At 69.8% G+C, this 18,983-nt stretch carries 17 protein-coding genes; 7 read left to right on the plus strand and 10 right to left on the minus strand.

The features are described 5' to 3' along the window. Together ACJ8AN_RS10075 and ACJ8AN_RS10080 are read right to left on the minus strand one after the other, a co-directional pair. On the minus strand, positions 1-385 hold a 385-nt coding region (locus ACJ8AN_RS10075; RefSeq protein ID WP_407755065.1), incomplete at its 3' end, for a hypothetical protein. Positions 386-496: 111 nt separating this feature from the next. After that, positions 497-1,576 (minus strand): hypothetical protein, encoded by a 1,080-nt coding sequence (locus tag ACJ8AN_RS10080; protein WP_407755066.1) that lies wholly within the window; start codon positions 1,574-1,576, stop codon positions 497-499. 190 nt (positions 1,577-1,766) lie between these two features. On the opposite strand from ACJ8AN_RS10080, the gene ACJ8AN_RS10085 reads away from it, so the two are divergent. After that, a complete protein-coding gene (locus ACJ8AN_RS10085) occupies positions 1,767-2,525 on the plus strand; it encodes a 2OG-Fe(II) oxygenase (protein WP_407755067.1) in 759 nt (252 codons plus the stop codon). Positions 2,526-2,535: 10 nt separating this feature from the next. Here ACJ8AN_RS10085 and ACJ8AN_RS10090 read toward each other — a convergent pair whose 3' ends face one another. Genes ACJ8AN_RS10090 through ACJ8AN_RS10105 form a run of 4 tightly spaced genes read right to left on the minus strand, consistent with a single transcriptional unit; the run spans position 2,536 to position 6,828 of the window. Beyond that, complete coding sequence (locus ACJ8AN_RS10090; protein WP_407755068.1) at positions 2,536-3,099, minus strand: hypothetical protein; 564 nt, start codon at positions 3,097-3,099, stop codon at positions 2,536-2,538. A 12-nt stretch (positions 3,100-3,111) separates the two neighbouring features. Then, on the minus strand, positions 3,112-4,704 hold the full coding sequence (locus ACJ8AN_RS10095) for a hypothetical protein (RefSeq protein WP_407755069.1): 1,593 nt from the start codon (positions 4,702-4,704) through the stop codon (positions 3,112-3,114). Positions 4,705-4,714: 10 nt separating this feature from the next. Continuing rightward, entirely contained in the window at positions 4,715-5,974 is a 1,260-nt protein-coding gene (locus tag ACJ8AN_RS10100) for a glutathionylspermidine synthase family protein (RefSeq protein ID WP_407755070.1), read from the minus strand. Continuing rightward, entirely contained in the window at positions 5,971-6,828 is an 858-nt protein-coding gene (locus ACJ8AN_RS10105; protein WP_407755071.1) for a DUF350 domain-containing protein, read from the minus strand. Before ACJ8AN_RS10105 ends, ACJ8AN_RS10100 begins: the two co-directional genes overlap by 4 nt. A gap of 232 nt (positions 6,829-7,060) precedes the next feature. On the opposite strand from ACJ8AN_RS10105, the gene ACJ8AN_RS10110 reads away from it, so the two are divergent. Then, positions 7,061-7,750 carry an N-acetyltransferase family protein gene (locus tag ACJ8AN_RS10110; RefSeq protein WP_407755072.1) on the plus strand — a complete coding sequence of 230 codons (690 nt, stop codon included), beginning with the start codon at positions 7,061-7,063 and terminating at the stop codon, positions 7,748-7,750. 3 nt (positions 7,751-7,753) lie between these two features. Here ACJ8AN_RS10110 and ACJ8AN_RS10115 read toward each other — a convergent pair whose 3' ends face one another. Continuing rightward, positions 7,754-11,944: an AAA family ATPase gene (locus ACJ8AN_RS10115; protein ID WP_407755073.1), complete on the minus strand. Its 4,191-nt coding sequence runs from the start codon at positions 11,942-11,944 to the stop codon at positions 7,754-7,756. Then, complete coding sequence (locus ACJ8AN_RS10120; RefSeq protein WP_407755074.1) at positions 11,934-12,770, minus strand: hypothetical protein; 837 nt, start codon at positions 12,768-12,770, stop codon at positions 11,934-11,936. Before ACJ8AN_RS10120 ends, ACJ8AN_RS10115 begins: the two co-directional genes overlap by 11 nt. Positions 12,771-12,891: 121 nt before the next feature. Between ACJ8AN_RS10120 and ACJ8AN_RS10125 the strand changes: the two genes are divergently transcribed. From ACJ8AN_RS10125 to ACJ8AN_RS10145, 5 genes are all read left to right on the plus strand, one after another. Beyond that, positions 12,892-13,275 carry an endonuclease domain-containing protein gene (locus ACJ8AN_RS10125; protein WP_407755075.1) on the plus strand — a complete coding sequence of 128 codons (384 nt, stop codon included), beginning with the start codon at positions 12,892-12,894 and terminating at the stop codon, positions 13,273-13,275. 1 nt (position 13,276) lies between these two features. After that, positions 13,277-13,564, plus strand: a complete 288-nt coding sequence (locus tag ACJ8AN_RS10130; RefSeq protein ID WP_407755076.1) for a hypothetical protein — start codon at positions 13,277-13,279, stop codon at positions 13,562-13,564. Positions 13,565-13,616: 52 nt separating this feature from the next. Continuing rightward, complete coding sequence (locus ACJ8AN_RS10135) at positions 13,617-14,081, plus strand: hypothetical protein (protein ID WP_407755077.1); 465 nt, start codon at positions 13,617-13,619, stop codon at positions 14,079-14,081. Positions 14,082-14,240: 159 nt separating this feature from the next. Then, positions 14,241-14,675, plus strand: coding sequence for a tetratricopeptide repeat protein (locus ACJ8AN_RS10140; RefSeq protein ID WP_407755078.1), 435 nt, complete (start codon positions 14,241-14,243; stop codon positions 14,673-14,675). Between the two features lie 78 nt (positions 14,676-14,753). Beyond that, the gene (locus ACJ8AN_RS10145) at positions 14,754-15,761 is read left to right on the plus strand and encodes a tetratricopeptide repeat protein (RefSeq protein ID WP_407755079.1); all 1,008 of its coding nucleotides are present in this window, start codon (positions 14,754-14,756) and stop codon (positions 15,759-15,761) included. An 86-nt stretch (positions 15,762-15,847) separates the two neighbouring features. Here ACJ8AN_RS10145 and ACJ8AN_RS10150 read toward each other — a convergent pair whose 3' ends face one another. Then, a complete protein-coding gene (locus ACJ8AN_RS10150; protein ID WP_407755080.1) occupies positions 15,848-17,419 on the minus strand; it encodes a M4 family metallopeptidase in 1,572 nt (523 codons plus the stop codon). A gap of 177 nt (positions 17,420-17,596) precedes the next feature. Next, a complete protein-coding gene (locus ACJ8AN_RS10155; protein WP_407755081.1) occupies positions 17,597-18,940 on the minus strand; it encodes a sigma 54-interacting transcriptional regulator in 1,344 nt (447 codons plus the stop codon). Positions 18,941-18,983: the final 43 nt, after the last annotated feature.

The raw sequence follows: 18,983 nt of genomic DNA on the forward strand, positions 1-18,983 counted from the left end.
ACCGGGTCGCGCAGCGCTCCGTGTGGAGCTGGCTGGCCTTCTCGAGCAGCGCGGTGGCCTCGGGCTGTTGGGGCTGGAGGTCCAGCGCGGCGAGCAGCGGGGGGATGCACCGGTCGAGCTCCCCGGCCTCGCACGGCGGGCGCGCGGACTCGAGGGCCTGGTTCACCCCCTTCTCCACGAAGATGGGCACCAGCGGACAGGCCTTCTTGTCCTCGGGGGCGGCGGCACAGGCCGACCGGTAGGCGCGGGCCGCCGCGATGAAGTCCCCGCGGAGCGCCGCCTCCCGGGCCTGGGCCATGGCCTCCCGATACGCGGTGTTGCAGCCACTCAGGACCAGGAGTGCGAGAAGCGCGGAGAGGCGCGAGACCAGGGACGGGGAGCTCATGCGGGAGGACTCGGAACGAAGAACGGGAGCAAGGGCCCCAGACGGGCGAGGGAGCCGTTTATTCAACCCGGCCTCCCCCGTGCTCCCGGATTCTACCCGCCCCCGCGCGGGCTACTCGAAGAGGGACAGCTCGTTGAGCGTCACGAGGTGGTCCTGGTCGCTGGACGAGGTGGCGCGCAGGCGCACCTGGCTCACCGGCGTGGGGTTGCTCAGCGGCAGCTCGATGAAGCCGCGCGTCTTCGGGGTGCCCTCCATCAGGTTGGCCAGCGACACCCACTGGGTGCCGTCGCTACTTCCCTCGAGCACGAACGCGGTGGGATGGAAGCTCAGCTCGAGGTTGCGCAGCACGGCCTTGCGCAGCACCTTGGCCTGCGGCAGCTGGATGACCACTTCCCTCATCCCATTCTGGAAGGACGTGCTCCCGCCGAGCTGGCCATCCGTCAACGGGCAGGTGGCCGGCGCACCGGTATAGGTGCAGCTCGCGCCGCGGCTGACGGGAACACGGGCGCGCTTGGGCAGCGCCACCGGTGCGCCCTGGTAGTAGATGTTGAAGTGGGTATTGCTGCCCGGCAACTCAAGGCGGTACAGGGAGACGCTGGCCGAGGTGTCCACGTCCTCGAGCAGGTCATCGTTCAGCAGCACCGGCGAGTGCACCGAGTCGCTCTTCCAGATCGCGCCGGACGACTTCTGCGTCACGCTCAGCGTGTGCTCTCCCGAGGCGTCCGCCTGGGTGTCGGAGATGGGTTTGAAGGACACGCTCACCCCATCCGCGGTGGCCGCCGACGAGGGCGAGCCGGTCCACTGCTGGAGCACGGGAACCTGCACGTTCTCGTCCTGCATGAGGAACCAGGCATACAGGGAATCTCCCTGACCACTTCCTGGCGCGTGCACCTCGAAACAGCGCGCCGTGTCGCCGTACCGGGTGTCGGCTCCGAGCAACTCCATGCTGAAGGCGCCATCCGTGCCCGTCTTCAACTTCTTCCAGTCGATGCCGTCGAAGAGGAGGAAGATGCACTCCGAGTTGGAGGCGCGGTTGATCCTCAGGAGCGCGTCCGCCAGCGGCTGCTTGTCCTCCTTGAGCACCTTGCCGGTGAGGGTGACGTTCACCTCGGGCTCGAGAGCGCTCTTCCCGCAACCCGCGCAGGCCATCGCCGCCGTGAATGCCGCCATCATCCAACGATTCATCGTCATGTCCTTCCCCCTGTTTCCGGCACCGGGCCGGAGTGAGTTCCCGGGTAGTGTTGTCGAGAACCGGGCTTTTGGGATCCAAGGCGGCCCGGAGCCGAGGGGCGCTCGACGACGCGAGGTGTCATGCACGGCGAGGGTGCACTGCCGGTGGCTGCTTGACCCTCCGATGATGGAGCCGCATGGTGCCTCCACCATGGCCGTGCCTCCTCACGCCACGGTAGCCGAGCGCTCGTGGGACGCGCTGCGCTCGGGTACCTCGGACTTCCTCTCCCTGCTCGATGCGCACCTGGGCGTGCGCGTCCCCGGCTTCCTCGCGCCCGACGAATGCGCCGCGCTCGCGCGCCGTGTCTACGCGGGCCGGCCCTTCTGGAGCTCCGACTTCGACGGCGTGCAGTTCTCCCTGGGCCGCGCCTGGTACACCCACCTCGAGCAGGACCGTGAGGACGAGTACTTCGCCCACGCCCGCACCTCGGATGCCGTGGTGGAGCGGATGCTCCCCGGGCTTCAGGCCCGTCTGTGCGAGGCCATCTCGGCGCTCGTGGGGGCCCCCGCCGTCAAGCGCGAGGGCTGGTGCGGCCCCGGCGTCCACATCTTCCCGGCCGGCGAGTGGTTGTCCCATCACGGCGGCGACATCCACTTCGACACCGAGGGCCTCTCGGAGGCGCACTGTGCCCGCCGCTCGCGCGCCCTCACGCTCGTGCTCATGCTCCAGCCGCCCGAGTCCGGTGGCGCGCTGCGGCTGTGGGACGTCACCTGGCCGGGCAGTGATGAGGTGCCCGGCAGCGCCCTTCGGGCCCCTCGCGCCGATGTGGAGTACCGCGTGGGGGAGCTGCTCGTGCTCGACAGCTACCGGCTGCATCAAATCCAGCCCTTCACCGGCACGAGGGATCGCATCTCGGCCACGGCGCACGCGGCGCTCGGGGAGTCGGGCTCGTGGGAGGTCTGGTTCTAACCTCCTCGCTTCAGAGGAGCCGGCGCAGGTAGTGCCAGTCTTCGCTCGCCAGCTCCACATCCGTGAGGGCGCAGGCGGGGTCGTCTCCCGGCAGCAGGTACACGAGGTGCGACTTCACGTGCAGGAAGTTGAGCAGCCCCGGCCCCTTGAGCAGATGGTGGAAGGTGCCGCGGGTCCACAGCTTCGCCTCGGGGATGTCGCAGTGCGCCAGCAGCCGCTGATCGCTCGTGCTTCCGTGCTGCAGCAGTATCGCCAGCGTGCACACGAGATAGCGCGGGCGGCCATCCTCGGGTGCCGGCTCGGTCCGCGCCTCCTTGCCCTCCAGTCCGTCCACCCAGTCCTGGAAGTCGTTCGGCGCGCGGGAGGGATCGTCCCAGTAATCCCAGACGCCCAGCTCGAAGCGCTCGGATTCCCGGCGCAGCACATTGCAGATGCGCCCGTAGTAGTCGTGCATCCGCGCGTAGTTGGTGCGCTCCGGTGCCGTCCGCACGAGCTTCTGCAGCTCCCGGTACGCCGGGTCATCCGAGCCCCGGAGCGGCATCGCCACCTGCATGGAGAAGATGGAGTAGTTCATGCGCCGCTCCCGTCATCCGCCGGAGGAGGAGTAGCTCGAGGAGCGGTTCCACGAGCTGCGTGAGGTGAACGCCGGCCCGAGGATGGAGCGGCTCTTGCTCGACACCCGCATGGCCACCTTGCCGAAGCCCGAGGGCGGTGGACGCGGCGCTCCGCTCGCCCCGCGCGGCACCGAGGCGAACATCGTCGTCCGCCGCGACGGCTCGTAGGCGTAGCCGCCCGAGAGGGTGGTGGGCACCCGCGCCAGCTCCTTCGTCGAGAGAATGCCGGCGGGTGAGATGCCTCGCACCGTCTCGTGGCTCGTCTGGGTGCGGCCCCAGGGGTAGAACAGCCAGAAGGTCTCGTGCGCCGCCCGTGAGCCTCCGAAGTACCACGCACGCGGTGCGGGCGCCGAGCCGGTGCTCGCCGTGGCCAGGCCCGAGGTTCCCGCGTCCGGGGTGGTGCCCGCATCCGTGGCGGCGGTGGGCTGCTGCGTGGAGGGGCTCGCCGTGGCCAGTGCCGAGGTGCCCGCGTCCGGCATACCCGCGTCCGTGGCGGCCACCGGGGTGCCTCCATCCGTCGTGGCGGGCTGCCCCGTGGAGGCCATGGTGGGAGGGGTGTTCTCCGTGGGGTCGGGCTGGAAGTCGCTCGCCGCCACCAACTTCACGTCCAGCTCGCCGGCGCGCCAGGCCACGAAGTCCTCGTTGAGATCGTCCAGCTCCTGCGGCGGCGTACTCCCACCGGGGACGACGTACAGCACGTGCTGGAGGCCCAGCTTGCGGAGCTGCTCGGCGGTGGGCATCCGCGCCATGTAGCGGTTGTCGAACTGGGTGCGCTCGTCCGTGTAGGGCTGCAGCCGCTGGTTATCGAGCACGAACACCGGGGGCGCGGGCAGCCGGCGCTGCTGCGCGAGCTGCCGGAGCATGGGCTGGTAGTACGCCACCGCCGCGAGCGTCAGGTGCGCGGGCACCACGCCGAGTGGGTGGGGCCAGTTGTCGAAGGTGAAGACGGGCTCGAAGCGTCCGGCCAGTCCCGCCGCGAAGGCCACCGACTCGGGGCCCGGCAGGTCCACCAGCACGGCCGTGGCGAGCGCCGCCTCCTCCTGCTTCGCGAAGAGGCTCGACAGTGCCACGCCCTGGTTGAAGGCCGCGTCCATGGCGGGCGTGTAGATGGGGCGCAATTCGTTGCGCAGGGACCCGGCGCCGAGCTGGTTGACTCCGACCGACTGGAAGAGCGTGGCCTGGTAGAAGGGCTTCAGCGCGTCCTGCTTCGGGGCCAGCTCGGTGGCCAGCTCGCGCAGATCCTCCGGCTTCCATTTGACGTTGGCCTGCGTCTGTCCCGAGAAGCTCAGGGCATCATCCGTGGCGCCGAAGTTCCACCCCTGTTGCCGCTGCGTCGCCAGCGCGTCGTAGAGCTCCAGGTACTCGTCGTCGTCATCCGAGCCCGCGAGCAGCAGGCCTCCCACCGCCACCGTGCCCCCGAGCACCGCCAGCGCCTGGAGCGCCTTGCGCCGGGTGACCGGATCGCTCATCGCCGTCAGGCCCTCGTTCCACCACTGCGCGCCCACGATGCCCGGCTCCCGGGTCATCACCTTGCGCTGGAAGGGATTCGGATCGTTCTCGCTCATCGTCTTCCCCTCACTCCGTGACCAGCACCGGGACGCTCATGGCCCGCGTGTCGGTGGCCCCGCGCTGCACCCGCGTGTAGAGGCCCGCCGCCTCGCCGGCGATGACGTAGACGCCGTGGTTGATGGTTTCCCCGCCCGCTCCCTCCTCGGCGGCGAAGTAGCGCTGCGCCACCCAGCGGCCCGGCACCGCATGCACCAGCGCCGCGTTCCACTCCTGCTGCGGCGTGAGGCGGCCCACCAGCACCTCGTCTCCCTCCGCGCCGTAGTCCGATTTGAGCACCCACGCCTCCCTGTCCCGCGCCAGCTCCTCGATGGGCAGCGTCTCCAGCCGCACCGTGTAGGGGAGGTGCGCGCGGATGGTGGCTCGCGCTCGCGGGGAGAAGCGCTCGTGGTGCTCCCACATGAAGGCCATGGCCCGCTTGTTCTGCGTGAGCACCGCGCCGAATGGATTCACCACCACGCACCGGCCCTCCAGGCTCGCCTGCAGCACCACCGACAGCGGCCCGCCCAACGGCACCATGTCCTCGACGGGCTCCTCGTCGTCCCAGACGGGCATGCGCTCGCCCCACCAGTCCGTCTTGTAGTGGCGCAACAGCACGTCGCACGGCTCGCCGAAGAGGCACACCCGCCCGTCCGGGCCCGCCATGAGGTTGAAGGGCGAGCCCAGGTTCACCTTCCACCCTCGCGCCTCGAACCACTGCCGGTAGAGCCGCACCAGCCCCAGGTCCTCCGGCATCTCCGTGGGGTAGAGGATGCCCACCGACAGCTGCTCGGGGACGGGTACCAGCAGCCGCGAGGCCAGGGACTCCACCATGGCGCACAGCCGCTCGCCGAGCCGCGTGTTCGGATCCACCGTGCCCGGCCACGCGGGCTGCACCAGCGGGTTGAGCAGCACGGCCTCGACCTCGCCCGTGGGCGTGTCGCTGTTGAGCTCGCACACCGCGAGCTGCCCCTCCTTCGTGAGGAACACGTCCGCCCGCGCCAGCCCGTGCCAGAAGGGCTGCGAGGTCTGCCACATCAGCTTCTGGCACGGCGTGAGGCCGAAGAAGCCGTCCAGCAGCTCGGGCGACGCGGCGCACGCCAGCACCAGCTCGTGGTAGGCCGCCGCCACGTCCTCGGCCGCCCGGTAGAGCGCGGACTGGCGCTCGCGCGGTAGCAGCAGCGGCTCGGCGCGGAAGCGGGGCGCTCCCTCCAGCCATGGATCCGTGATGAGGCCGGTGCGCACCAGGCTCTCGGCGAGCGCCTCGTAGGTGAGGGGCGGAGCGCTCATCCGAGGCGCGTCACCAGGAAGGCGGCGGCCAGATAGGAGACGGCCTCCAGCACCCCCATGCCCAGGTTGCGCTCGGCGGCGATGCCCTGATCCAACCGGCCGCCCCGGAAGGAGAAGCGCGCGCCCAAGAGCAGCGTCTGCACGAAGAGCTGGCGCACCGGGTAGAGCGCCAGGGCGAACAGGAGCGCCAGCGCGTAGCCGCGCAGCGAGGTGGCCCAGTCCACGAAGGTGCCCTCCACCGCGTGGCCGATGATGAGCGAGAGCGCCACGGTGACGCCCGCGTAGCTGAGCGCCGCGGCCAGGTTCTCCCCGAGAATCTCCTCGGCGTCGTCGTAGGCGGTGAGGGTGCGGAAGAGCATCACGAAGAGGTGCAGGGTGAGCTGCGCGAGCACGAAGAAGACGAGCGCCACGCCCAGCGAGCCCAGATCCGTGCCGGACAGCGAGCGCGACAAGAGGAGGCCGGTGGCCAGGTAGTGCGAGCCCGCGGCCAGTCCGGCGGCGATGTTGCCGCGCTCGACCTCGGCCGCCAGCCGCGCGCGCAGCAGCACGCGCACCCCCAGGTGTCCGAAGAGCACGAGCAGCACCAGCGCCGCGACGCCATGGGCCGCCACCCAGAGCACGTCCTGCGCCAGGCTCTCGCCCTGGACGCTCCCGGCCACCACCGAGCCCGAGATGAGGAACACGCCGAGCACCTGGCCCACCTGAAGCAGCGCATGGGCCAGATGGCCCTGCTCCAGGTCCGAGCGGACGGTGTGCGCGGGCGACCAGAGCCGCTGTCCGGCGCGCAGCAGCAGCAGGAGCACGACCGTGGTGATCGCACCGAAGGCGGGCATGTAGAGGGGGCGGAGCTCCATGGGGGCCGGGAGTCTACCCCGGTTCCGCACTGGCAAGCGCCCGGAATCACGAGCTTCCAGGCCGTGGAAAGGGCCTCCGGGTCCTCAGCGCGGTTCTCCGGCCTGACGGGAATCGCCGAGAGTCTGACGCACCTGCTGTCCGCTACCGCCCAACGGCCCGGAAGGGGGCGCGGAGCGGCTTGCCGCGCTGCGGCATCGAACCCACCTTGCCCGGACAATCTGGAGGTTCGCGATGCAGCCCTACCGTCGTTTCCATCCTCAATACCGGGAGCGCCTGGCACTCGCGGATGGGACGTGGGCGGAGTTGCGGATGGTGCGGCCCGAGGACGCGGCCCTGCTGCGCGACGGCTTCGAGCGGCTCTCCCCGCGCTCGCGCTTCCAGCGTTTCCTGTCCGCCAAACCCCGGCTGTCCGCGGAGGAGCTGCGCTACCTCACGAGCGTGGACGGCGAGCAGCACGTGGCCATCGGCGCGGTGACGTGGAGCCCGGCCGGCCGGGAGCGGGGGCTCGGCGTGGCCCGGTTCTTCCGCCTGGCGCACGCGCCCGAGGTCGCCGAGGTGGCCATCACCGTGGCGGATGACGCCCAGGGCAAGGGGCTCGGCCGGTTGCTGATGGACCGGCTGGTGGAGTCCGCGCGCGAGCGGGGTGTGGAGCGCTTCGAGTTCCGGGTGCTGGCGGGCAACCTGCCCATGTACAAGCTCGTCCAGACGCTCGCGCCTTGCGAGCCCGAGCAGGACGACGACGCGCTGTGCTTCCACGTCCCGCTGTCGGCGCCCACGCGCTCCGGGTACGAGCTGATGCGCTCGCTGCTGGCGCTCGCTGCCCAGGGCGCGCTCATGCTCATCGGGCCCACGTGCCGCTGGAGGATGATGGCTCGCGCATCGTCCCCGGGGGCCTACGAGGAAGAGGCCCGCTCGCCCTAGCGCTCAGTCCGTGAGGATGTCTGTCTCCAGCAGGGCCCAGAGGAGAGCGATGGCGTTGCGCATGGCGTAGCTCCGCAGCGCCCCCGCTCCCGTTGCATCCAGCTCGGACTTCCGTTCGTCGCCGAAATCGGAGATGCCGCGAAGGATGAGCGTCCGCTTCGGCTCCACGTGCCGGACCGCGGCCGCCATCAATCCCGCGGATTCCATGTCGAGCGCCTTCAGGTTCCGGTCTCGCTGCCGGAGCCAGGTGGAGAACTCCTGGGCGGCGCCCACGATGTCACCCGAGGCCAGGTGCGCATCGTGCAGCTCGGGCTCGGGCCGGATGAGCTTGTGTGTGAGCAGCGTGGCCCGGACGTTCGCATCGGGCAACAGCTCGGCGAGGACCGCCTCGCGCCTCTGCCGCCAGCGCAGGTAGAGCTCCGGGTGGGTGAATTCGAAGTTGCGGACGCCGGTCACCAGGCCGTGATCCATCCGGTACACGGAGCCACCCGGGATGAGCTCGAAGGAGCCGGGCGTCTTGCCGGGCCGGGCCTTGGCCCCATCGAGATAGTGGTCCACCTGGGTGGCAACGACCACGTCTCCCACGCGCAAGTCGCCGTGGATGCCCGCCGCGAGTCCGAGCATCACCGTGACGCGGGGCTTCCACCGGCGCAGGAGTCTCTCGGTCTGAAGGGCCGCCGTCGTCTCTCCCATGTCACCGATGAGTGTGGCGACACAGGTGTGTCCCGTTCCCGGTGCTTCGAAGACGTAGTCTTGCTGCCGGGTCTCCTCGTCGCGAACGGTCCGTCTGTTCTTGGGGAGCGACTGCCAGAGCTCTCGGAATTCATCCCTCAGGGCGATGACGATGCCCAGCATGATGGCCGGCTGCGGGAGGGAGGGCGGGTGTCCCTCGTCATGGCGGCGTCCAGGCCGTGCCTTCGCCGGATGGGGCTCCAGCAGCCAGAGGTTTCCGCGCCTGTCTCCCGCGCAGATGAGGTCTCGGGCCATCGCGATGCACAGGAATCCGGCGACCCCGTGCAGGGTGTCGAGACACCGTTGCGTCTCCACGTCCCAGACCCGGAGCGTCGCGTCGTCGGAGACGGAGAGCACCTGGCGGCCATCCTCCGTCACGAGGCAGCGATTCACCCCGGCCGTGTGGCCGCGAAGCGTGGCGAGACAGTGGCGCGTCTCCATGTCCCACACCTTCAGCGTCCCATCTTCCGAGGCGGAGACGATGCGGCGGCCATCGCTCGTCACCGCGCAGCCATTCACCGACCGCTCGTGGCCCTGGAGCGTGGCCAGACAGTGGCGCGTCTCCACGTCCCAGACCTTCAACGTTCCATCCTTCGCGGCGGAAATGGCGCGGCGGCCATCACCCGTCACCGCGCAGCCATTCACCCAGCCCTGGTGGCCCTGGAGCGTGGCCAGACAGTTCTCCGTCTCCACGTCCCAGACCTTCAGCGTCCCGTCGGAGGAGCCGGAGAGGACACGGCGGCCATCCTCCGTCACCGCGCAGCACCGCACGTCCTCGGAGTGGCCGGGCAGGGTGGCGAGGCAGCTTCGGGCCTCCACATCCCAGACGCGCAACGTCCCATCCCAGGAGGCGGAGACGGCACGGCGGCCATCCTTCGTGGCCGCGCAGTCCATCACCCAGACCGAGCCGTTGGGGAGCAGGGCCACGGGCTGATGGGTCCTCACATCCCACACCGTCAACATCCCGTCCCAGGAAGCGGAGAAGGCCCGGCGGCCGTCCTCCGTGAGGGCGCAGCCATACAGCGGGAGCGATTGTCCCAGGAGGGTCACCACACAGTGCTGGGTCTCCACGTCCCAGACCGTCAGCGTGCCCTCCGAGGAGCCGGAGACGGCACGCCGGCCATCCCCCGTCATCGCACAGCACCAGGAGCCTCCCAGATGGCTCGCGAGGGTGTGGAGGCATTCGCCCGTCTCCGCCTGCCACACCTTCAGCGTCCCATCGTAGGAGATGGAGATGACGTGGCGCCCATCCTCCGTCATGGCGCAGCCCGTCACTTCCTCCGCGTGGCCCCGGAGTGTCGTGAGGGGCTGGTTCGTCTCCAGGTCCCACACCCGCAGCGTCCCGTCGGAGGAGGCGGAGACGGCGCGGCGGCCATCCTCCGCCACCGCACAGCCCGTCACCCAGCCCGCGTGGCCCCGGAGCGTGGCGAGACAGCTCTGCGCCTCCAGGTCCCAGACGCGCAACGTGCCATCCCGGGACGCGGAGATGGCGCGGCGGCCATCCCTCGTCACCACGCAGTCCGTCACCCAGCCCGCGTGGCCCCGGAGCGTGGCGAGACAGCTCTGTGTCTCCAGGTCCCACACCCGCAGGGTCTCGTCGGAGGAGGCCGACACGACACGGCGCCCCTCCTCCGTCACCGCGCACGCCCAGGCCGGGCCCGTGTGTCCGTACAAGGTGGCGATGCACTGGCCCGTCTCCGCGTCCCACGCCTTCAGGCTGCCATCCCGGGAAGCGGAAACGGCGCGACGGCCATCCCCCGTTACCGCGCAGCCCAGCACTTCTCCCCGGTGTCCCCGGAGGGTCGCGAGCGGCTGGCCCGTCTTCACATCCCACACCTTGAGCGTCCCATCCTCGGAGGCGGAGAGGACGCGGAGGCCATCCCTCGTCACCGCGCAACCCCTCACGCCGCCCTCATGCCCGGCGGCCGTGCTCTCCTCGCTCCCCATCCGCACCGGGTGCCGCAACCGCAGCGCGGGCAGGCCCTCGGGCAGGCGCAGTGCTTCCTCGAAGCGGACCTGACTCCAACCGCTCGAGAGCAACCGGTTGTAGACCAGCCGCACCAGGGCCTCGGGCTCCTTCGCGAGCCAATGCGACTCGGCCTGCACGGCGCGTTGAAGTGCGCGCAGCACCGCCGCGCTCCCGCCGTCCGCTGGCTCCGCCGTCCGTGCGAGGCTCTCCTCCACCGCGCTCGGACCGGACTCCCGGCACAGCGCTTCCAGGTAGCCCAGGTCCCGGCAGAGCGCGACCGCCTCCTGCGCCTCCCCGGCCTCGAGCCGGTGCGCCACGCCATGACGGACGGCGTACCGCTTCACGAAACCGTCTCCGGGTGCCTTCACCGGCCAGGACCCCAGGCGCTCCGACAGGCGGCGGTGTGCCTGCCTCATCCCGTCCTTCCCCAACCTGTTCGCCATGAAGGCCCGGAAGGACTCGTGGAAGGGCCGCCAGGCCTTCTCTCCCCACCAGGACTCCGGCTCCTCGAGCAGGAACGGTCTGGCACGCCGCAGGAAGCGGTCGAGTCTCCCTGCCGCCGTCCATCCCGCCAGCTCCGCCAGCCTCGAGTGCGGGAGCGCCTCGCGCGCGGCCGTCATCAGCCCGAGCCCCTCGAGCATGTCCTCCTGCGCCTCGCCCTCCACCATCGCGAGCCGCTCCCAGCTCTGTGTCAGGAAGGCCTCCAGGCTTCGGGGCAACAGCTCCACCCTTCGGCGCTCCGGCGGCTGCTCCTCCAGCCACTCCGCCAGTTTTACCGTGTAGAGGATGTTCCCCTGGGCCCGCCGCGCCGCTGTGTCGACGAACTCCCGGGGCAGAGGAGGCTCGAGCCGCCGTGCGGCGTCCTCCCAGTAATGGCGCACCACCGCCTCGTTGGAGCCCGCCCAGCGCGTGGCATCCAAATCCAGCTCCCGGACTCGCTCCAGTTGCTCCAGCCAGGACAGGTGCGGGTACATCGGCCGCGACGCACACAACACCTGGACTCCGGGAGGCAGTGCGTGCGGCAACATGCGCGGCAGCGGGTTCTCGTGCCCGGCATCCGAGTACGCTTCGTCCAGGCCGTCCACCACCAGCAACAAGCGTTTCCGCTCCGGCACCAACCGCTCGTCGGATGCGCGCTGGAGCACCTCGCGCAAACGCTCCTCGGGGCGCAGGTCCGGTTTCGCCGAAAGCCCGAACTGCTTCTCCACCTGCGCCGCCAGGTTCTGTGCCACGCGCCAGGGCTTGTCCCAGTCCCCGATCCCGTGTCTCAGGAAGTGGTGCGGCACCTGCTCGCCCCGGTCCTGTAGCCGATCGACGTAGCGAGCCAGGACGGCGCTCTTGCCCATTCCCGGCCCTCCCTTCACCAGCACCCAGCCGCGCGTCGCTCCCTCACGCGGGAGGAGCCGCTCCAGCTCCTCGAAGACATCGTCCCGCCCGAACCACCGCTCGTGGCGCCTGCGCTCCAGGCGGAAGTCGATGATTTCATCCGCCATGGGCATGGTCCTGGCGTAGGCGCTCGAGGAACGCGGGCTCGAAGACACCGTCCACGCGCAGCGAGTAGCGGAAGAAGGGGGCGGCCTCGACACCGTGGTAGTCGAAGTCGTTGAACCAGTAGGCGCGGCCCTCCACGGGCGTCTTCTCCTGGCGCTCCTCGTCCCAGAGGAAGAGGCGCTTGGTGCCGCGCGGGCACAGGGTGATGAATGGGTCCGGGGCCGTCTGCTCCTCGGGCTCGCCGTCGCGGTGCACGGTGCCGTGGTCGTTCGCGTTGAGTCCCAGCAGCGTGCAGCGGCCGATCTCCCGGAAGGGCAGGGCGCGCACGAAGGCCACGGTGCGCGGGAAGTAGAGACGGGCCTCGCGGGTGAAGTCCTTGCCGGCGCCCGTGCTCTTCTCGCTCCAGTAGCCTCCGGGGACGAGCTCGTAGAAGACCTTCCAGGGGAAGTAGACGCCGTATTTGAGCTCGAGGAAGCGCATCTGCTCGCGGGTGAGCGGGTGCTCGCGCTCCTCGCCGAACTCGTACTCGTGGCGCCGCCGTGCATCGAACGCGCCGGGCTCGTTGCCGAGCGAGACGAAGGTGGCGAACTCCTGCTCGCTGAAGCCGCGGATGACCTGGCCGTAGTCGATGTACGGGTCCTCCGCGAGCGAGGGCGGGACGATGCCCATGGCCTTGTGGCTGCCACCCGTGTAGCTGGTGCGCACCTGGGCGAGCGCGTAGCAGATCTCGTCGTCCAGCGAGGCGAGCTGCGTCAGGTCCAGGTATGGCTCGAGGTTGATGAAGGGGCGGCCCCAGATGCCCACGAGGCCGCCGCGTGCGCCTTCCATTGTGTGTCCGTCCGACCGCGGGCCTCGAAATAAGGCTCCTGGTGCATCGTCAGGATATGCGCTGTAAGGGATGATGGAAACGGCGTAATCTTGCGCTGGACCACCCCCACTCGAGGAATCCATGCCCCCAAGGAAGAAAGTCAGGGAAGGCAATGTCCCTGATTACATGAAGGAGCTGGCGCAAGAGAGCAGGGAGAATCCCACTGAAGCAGAGGCTGCTCTCTGGGAGTATCTTTCGAACAAGCAGCTCGGTGTCGTCTTCTGGCGCCAGCATTGCTTCAACATCAATGGTCATGACTATAGGGTGGATTTCTACTGCAAGGAGCTGAAGCTGGCTGTGGAGATCGATGGCCCCATCCATCAGTTCAAGAATAGGGATGATGCCATTCGTGAATGGCATATCGAGCAATTGAGAATCCAGATGCTGCGATTCTCGAACGAAGAGGTTCTCGCTTCCCCGGCGCGGGTTGCTCGTAGGATTCACACCGTTATCGAGAGACTTTGAGATGAATTACATTACCGTGGAAATGCTCCGGTCGTCCGTAGAGGCCATGCCGGACCAATTCGACTCCCATGCTGTCATCCGCCACATCATGCGGACCTGGCCCCAACTCTATGTGCATGAGTTGTACTCGCGTGAGCGGTTGCCGGATCCCATCATGGCCACGCATGCCGAGATTGGTCGTGCCCTCGCGAGGCTCGGGTCACTCGAGAAAACCGATCGAGTGGAGAGCCGGAATGTTCGTGGTGAGTTCGACACGGAGAACCAGGGGTGGAAGAAACCAAAGCCCTGATTGCACGCGTGCAATATTCCGGGGGCAGGCCTGCCCTGAACCCCATCTTCGATTGGGAGATTCCTCCATCCATCCCCAGCCCGAGCTGTTCACCTACCTCCTGATGCTCGTGCTGGTCTGGCGAGCTGTGCTCGGTGCCTTGCGCACACTGGCGCAGGAGTCGTGTTTCCGGTGGGGCGAGTTCCACAAGACGCTCCGTCTCTCACGGGCGCTGCGGTGGCTGTCCGTCGGTGGCGGGTATCGGTGGGAGGCACAGCGGTTGACCGTGCTCGCGCACGAGGCGCTCGGAAACACCGCGGAAGCCGTCAGGCGCGCGCGGATCCTCCTGGCGTCCCGGCGGGAGGCGGGCGACTGGCGGATCGCCAATACGGTGGTCAATACCTTCATCAACGCGGGCCTCTACCAGGAGGCGCTCGCCGTCGAGCACTCCTGGGGAAGTGCGGGCGAGCGTCCCCAGGACGGTGCGCGGCTTCTCGAGTGGTGCCTGGTGCAGCTCAACCTCGTCGAGGCCGTCTAAAATCTGGGGGACTGGGATGCCGCCAGCGCGCGCCTCCGGATGGCGGAGCAGGTGGCGGCGCAGGTCGCGGCGGATGCTCCCGTTCTGCGGCATGGGTTTCTCTCGCAACGGGCATGGATCCACGCCCATACGGGCCAGGGCACCGATGCGCTTGCCGCCGTGAGTGAGGTCGATCGTCAGTATCTGCCTCCCGTGTATTGGAGCGAGCTCGCCTTCACCCGTGCGGCTGCGTTGTTGGCATTGGCGCGGTACGGCGAGGCGGAGGCGGCAACCCGGGAGGGATTGACGAGCGCATGCCGCGCCTCCAGCACCCGGAATGGCCTGTTCATGCTCGGGCGGATCGCCCTGTCGGCGGGGCAGGTGGAGGAGGCGGCTCGCCACTTCGAGGCCGGTGCCCTGCACCCGTATCGAGGGCAGGGGGGAGATGGGCTGCTGGCGTGGGGCGATTGCCTCGAGCGGCTCGGACAGAGGGAGCGGGCCCGGGAGAGCTGGCGGCTCGTGGGTGAGCGGGATCCACAAAGTGAGGCCGCGAGGAAGGCCGCCTCGCGGCTCGGAGAGATGGCCGAGCAAGCCGGTCGTGTCACGAGCGGTTGAGTCCCTGGCTCCGCCCCCAGACGAGCAGGGGCCGTTTCTTCCTCCCGTGCGCCCGCGCGGTACGCTGCGGCGCCCCTCATGCCCTGGCTCGCGCTCGTCCTCTTCCTCGTGGTCCTGCTGCTGCTGCGGCAGCCGGCCATCGCCGTGCTCTTCGAGCTGGCGGAGGACTGTAGCTTCGACTGGGGCACCTATCGCGCCACGCTGCGCATCACCCGCGCCATCGAGCTGCTGCGCCCCGATGCGCTGATGAGGCGCTCGTTGCGTCAGCTCCGGGTCCATGCCCTCGAGGCGCTCGGAGACACCCCGCGCGCCGTCGAGGCCGCACGGCACCTCGCGGACGAGGCCCGGTCCGCGGATGATTGGGGGCTCGCCAACACGGCCATCAACACCTTCATCAACGCGGGCCTCTACCGGGAGGCACTCGAGGTCGAGCGCGGTTGGCCGCATCCGGAGACGTCTCCCTCGCACCCGCTGGGGCCCGACGAGCAGAGGGATCTCGCGCGGCTCAACCTCTGCGAGGCGCTCTACAACCTGGGGGAGTGGGACGCCGCCAGCGAGCGCCTCCGGGCCCTCGAGGAGGCGCATGCGGACGAGCCGCTCCTGCGGCATGCGCTCCTGCTGCAGCGGGGGTGGATTCTGGCGCATGACGGGCATGCGGAAGAGGGGCTCGCGGCCATGGACCGGTTGCGGCGCGACGAGCTGCCCCGCGTGTACTGGAGCGAGGTGGCCTTCACCCGCGCCGCGGTGCTGCTCGTGCTCCAGCGCCACGACGAGGCCGAGAAGGCGGCGCGCGAGGGCCTGTCACTCGCGCGCCGGGCCGCGAGCCTGCGCAATGGCCTGTTCATGCTCGGGCTGATTTCCCTGGCCCGGGGCCGGCTGGAGGAGGCCTCGCGTCACTTCGAGGCCGGGGCCGCGCACCCGTACAAGGGACAGGGCGGGAGCGCGCTGCTGGCGTGGGGCGAGTGTCTCGAGAAGCTCGGACAGGGAGCACGGGCCCGGGGGGCCTGGCGGCTCGTGCTCGAGAGAGACCCACAGAGCGCCGCGGCGCGCGAGGCGGCCTCGCGGCTCGAGCAGGCGGCCCACTGAGCCCCGGAAACACGAAGGGCCGGCCCGGAGACTTCCCGGACCGGCCCGAGTGACTCCGCGCGTTCAGTCCGCGCGGGGTGAGGTCATCAGTTCACGCTGACGGCGGACCAGGCGGCGGCCACGGCGTTGTACTGGGTGCTGCCGGCGCCGAAGAGGTCCGTCGCGGCCTTGAGCGTGGCCTGACGCGCACCGGCGTAGTTCGTCGAGGACGTCATGTACACCGTGAGGGCGCGGTACCAGATCTTGCCCGCGGCGTCGCGGCCGATGCCCGACACACTCGAGCCGTTGCAGGTGGGGCTCGCCGGGCCGCTGGCGGGGCTGGAGCCCTCGGCCAGCAGGTAGAAGAAGTGGTTGGCCACGCCGCTGGAGTAGTGCACGTCGAGCGAGCCCACCGTGCTGGTCCAGCAGTTCTTCGAGGCGCCGTCCAGCGAGGGGTTGTACATGTAGCGGAGCGCGTCGCCCGCCTTGCTCGGGGTGTAGATGGTCTCGCCGATGAGGTAGTCGCCCGGGTCGTTCGCGGTGTTGGCGTAGAACTCCACCAGGGTGCCGAAGATGTCGCTGGTGGCCTCGTTCAGGCCGCCGGACTCACCCGAGTAGGTGAGGTTGGCGGAGCGGCTCGTCACGCCGTGGCTCATCTCGTGGCCGGCCACGTCCAGCGCGATGAGCGGGGTGAACTGCACGCCGTCGCCGTCGCCGTAGGTCATGCAGAAGCAGCTGTCGGACCAGAAGGCGTTGTTGTAGGCGCGGCCGTAGTGCACGCGGCTGTAGCCGGTGTTGCCCGCGCCGTCGATGCCGTTCCGGCCCTGGATGTTCTTGTAGTAGTCGAAGGTGATCTGCTGGCCGAAGTGCGCGTCCACCGCGCCCGAGGCGGCATCGCTCGTGGTGCCGTTGCCCCAGATGTTGTCGGCGTCGGTGAAGATGCTGCCACCCTGCTGCTTGCCGCCCAGGTTCACCGTGTAGAAGCCGTTGCCGCGCGTCGTGTCACGCATCTCGAAGCCCGTGGAGGTCGAGTTGGTGTTGATGCTGACGCTGCCCTGGTAGAGGGACTTGCCGGTGCCGACGGCCGCCGAGGTGTGGATGCCCTCGTACTGGTCACGCAGGGCGCCCGTGGTGGCGTCCACCAGCACGTGCAGCTCGGTGGGCGACTGGTCCGCCTTGAAGCCCTCGAGCACCACCTCGTAGGCGAGCGCCGGAGCGCGGCCACCGAGCGAGTCGATCACCAGCTCCGCGCTGGAGGAGTCCAGCTTCACGCCCTGGAAGGCCGCCTGGGCCAGCACCGAGGCCGCCGCGCCATCGAAGCTCGGCTTGAGCGACACGCCCTTGAGCGAGGCGGCACTGGCGGCGCTGAACTCGGTCGCGTCCGCGTTGCCGTGCACCACGAAGTCACCACCGAGCACGCGCAGGCCCTGGACGGTGCGGTCGAAGCGGACGTGCTGCGTGCCGTTGTCATCCACGATGACGGCGCGCGCCTGAAGCTCCTGCGAGTCCTTCACACCGAACGTCTGCCCGGCCAGGACCTGGGCGGCGGCGCGCTGGATGGCGGCGGCCTGCTCGGGGCCGGCGCTCAGCTCGCGCGAGGAGATGACAGGGGCGTTGTCGGTGGCGCCGCAGCCAAACAGGGCCAGGGCAGTGAAGGCGGTCGGGATGATGCGCTTCATGGGGTGCCTCTCCTTTTCCGGCGAAACGGGTTTACCCCGCTCAGGAAGTGAGAACACTTATAGCCGGATTCCGGAACTAATCAATAGTATTTTTGAAGTGCGGGTGGATTTTTACGTATGGGCCGTCCTGAAGTCCCGGAAGAGCCGTATGGCCCCGCTTGATGGTTGCGGTGCCAATCAAGTGCGACCGGAGACGCCGAGCCGGCGCATCATGGCGCGCACGGTGGCGCCCGGGTCGGCGGAGCGGCCGCGGCCCACCTCGCCCAGCAGCGCCGCCGCGCGGGAGGCATTGCCCCCGGAGCGCTCCAGGGCGAGCGCGAGGGCCAGGCGCTCCAACCGCTCCACCTCCGCGCGCAGGTTGAAGGTGCCCGCGTCCATGGCGCGCGAGATGGCGCCCGTGTCCAGGCCGCCGCTCGCCGCGCGCTCCACGCCCCGCCGCAGCACACGCCGGGGAAGGTCCGAGGGGAGGATTTCCCCGCCCACCCGCTTGTAGACGAGCACCTCGAAGAGGACGTTGCGCAGCTCGCGGATGTTGCCCGGCCACGGGTAGGCCTCGAGCGCGGCGAGCGCCTCGGGCGTCACGTGCACCGGCCCGCGTGGTGCCGAGGGCTCCTCGCGCTGGAAGCGGGTGATGAAGTGCTCGAGCAGCACGGGCAGGTCCTCCAACCGCTCGCGCAGGGGCGGCAGGCGGATGCTGACGATGGCCAGGCGCTCGTGCAGGTCCGCGCCGAAGACGCCCCGGGCGATGAGCTCGCGCAGGTCGCGGTTGGTGGCGGCGACGATGCGGAAGTCCACCTGCTTGGGCTCGGACTCACCGAGGCGCGTCACCACCCGGTCCTCCAGCACGCGCAGCAGCTTCATCTGCAGGGACAGCGGCGTGTCGTCGATTTCGTCGAGGAAGACGGTGCCGCCCTCGGCCGCCATGAGCTGCCCGTCGAAGCCGCGCGTGGCGCCGGAGAAGGCGCCCTTGGCGTAGCCGAACAGCTCGCCCTCCATCAGCTCATTGGGGATGGCGGCGCAGTTGATGGGGACGAAGCGCGCGGAGCGGCGCTCGCCGAGCGTGTGCAGCAGCCGCGCCGTCACCTCCTTGCCGGAGCCCGTCTCGCCGGTGATGAGCACGGGCTGGGAGGTGCGCGCGGCGCGGGAGATTTGATGCAGCGTGGCGCGGGCCGCGGCGCTGCGGGCCACGAAGGTGGGGGCGGGCGCGGGCGCCGGCTCGGGGATGGCCAGCTCCGAGAGGCGCGAGAGCAACCGGCGGACACCGTCCTCGGCGCCCAGCCACACGGCGTCATAGGCCCCGGCGAGGGCCGCCTCGGTGGTGAGCAGCACCGGGATGCGTGCGCGGCAGGCCCACACCCACGGCAGGCCCGAGGCGGGAGGGGAGGGCACCCGCGAGGCGGACGCGGTGCTCACCACGGCGAGCGCGGCGGGGCCCCGGGTGACGAGCTGGTGGCCCTCGGCGGTGAGCCGGGCGGACAGCGGGGCGGGAGGGGCGGCGCCCTCCCAGAGGATGGTGGCCATGCCGTCATTGGAACACCGCCCGCACCGAAATCCAATTCGGTCC

It is taken from the genome of Archangium sp., from assembly GCF_045802675.1.
In the GTDB taxonomy this organism is placed as follows: domain Bacteria; phylum Myxococcota; class Myxococcia; order Myxococcales; family Myxococcaceae; genus Archangium.

Excerpts from the sequence above, each read along its gene's own strand:
- ACJ8AN_RS10080 (WP_407755066.1), bottom strand. The coding sequence starts at position 1,576 with ATGACGATGAATCGTTGGATGATGGCGGCATTCACGGCGGCGATGGCC.
- ACJ8AN_RS10085 (WP_407755067.1), top strand. The coding sequence starts at position 1,767 with ATGGCCGTGCCTCCTCACGCCACGGTAGCCGAGCGCTCGTGGGACGCG.
- ACJ8AN_RS10090 (WP_407755068.1), bottom strand. The coding sequence starts at position 3,099 with ATGAACTACTCCATCTTCTCCATGCAGGTGGCGATGCCGCTCCGGGGC.
- ACJ8AN_RS10095 (WP_407755069.1), bottom strand. The coding sequence starts at position 4,704 with ATGAGCGAGAACGATCCGAATCCCTTCCAGCGCAAGGTGATGACCCGG.
- ACJ8AN_RS10100 (WP_407755070.1), bottom strand. The coding sequence starts at position 5,974 with ATGAGCGCTCCGCCCCTCACCTACGAGGCGCTCGCCGAGAGCCTGGTG.
- ACJ8AN_RS10105 (WP_407755071.1), bottom strand. The coding sequence starts at position 6,828 with ATGGAGCTCCGCCCCCTCTACATGCCCGCCTTCGGTGCGATCACCACG.
- ACJ8AN_RS10110 (WP_407755072.1), top strand. The coding sequence starts at position 7,061 with ATGCAGCCCTACCGTCGTTTCCATCCTCAATACCGGGAGCGCCTGGCA.
- ACJ8AN_RS10115 (WP_407755073.1), bottom strand. The coding sequence starts at position 11,944 with ATGGCGGATGAAATCATCGACTTCCGCCTGGAGCGCAGGCGCCACGAG.
- ACJ8AN_RS10120 (WP_407755074.1), bottom strand. The coding sequence starts at position 12,770 with ATGGAAGGCGCACGCGGCGGCCTCGTGGGCATCTGGGGCCGCCCCTTC.
- ACJ8AN_RS10125 (WP_407755075.1), top strand. The coding sequence starts at position 12,892 with ATGCCCCCAAGGAAGAAAGTCAGGGAAGGCAATGTCCCTGATTACATG.
- ACJ8AN_RS10130 (WP_407755076.1), top strand. The coding sequence starts at position 13,277 with ATGAATTACATTACCGTGGAAATGCTCCGGTCGTCCGTAGAGGCCATG.
- ACJ8AN_RS10145 (WP_407755079.1), top strand. The coding sequence starts at position 14,754 with ATGCCCTGGCTCGCGCTCGTCCTCTTCCTCGTGGTCCTGCTGCTGCTG.
- ACJ8AN_RS10150 (WP_407755080.1), bottom strand. The coding sequence starts at position 17,419 with ATGAAGCGCATCATCCCGACCGCCTTCACTGCCCTGGCCCTGTTTGGC.
- ACJ8AN_RS10155 (WP_407755081.1), bottom strand. The coding sequence starts at position 18,940 with ATGGCCACCATCCTCTGGGAGGGCGCCGCCCCTCCCGCCCCGCTGTCC.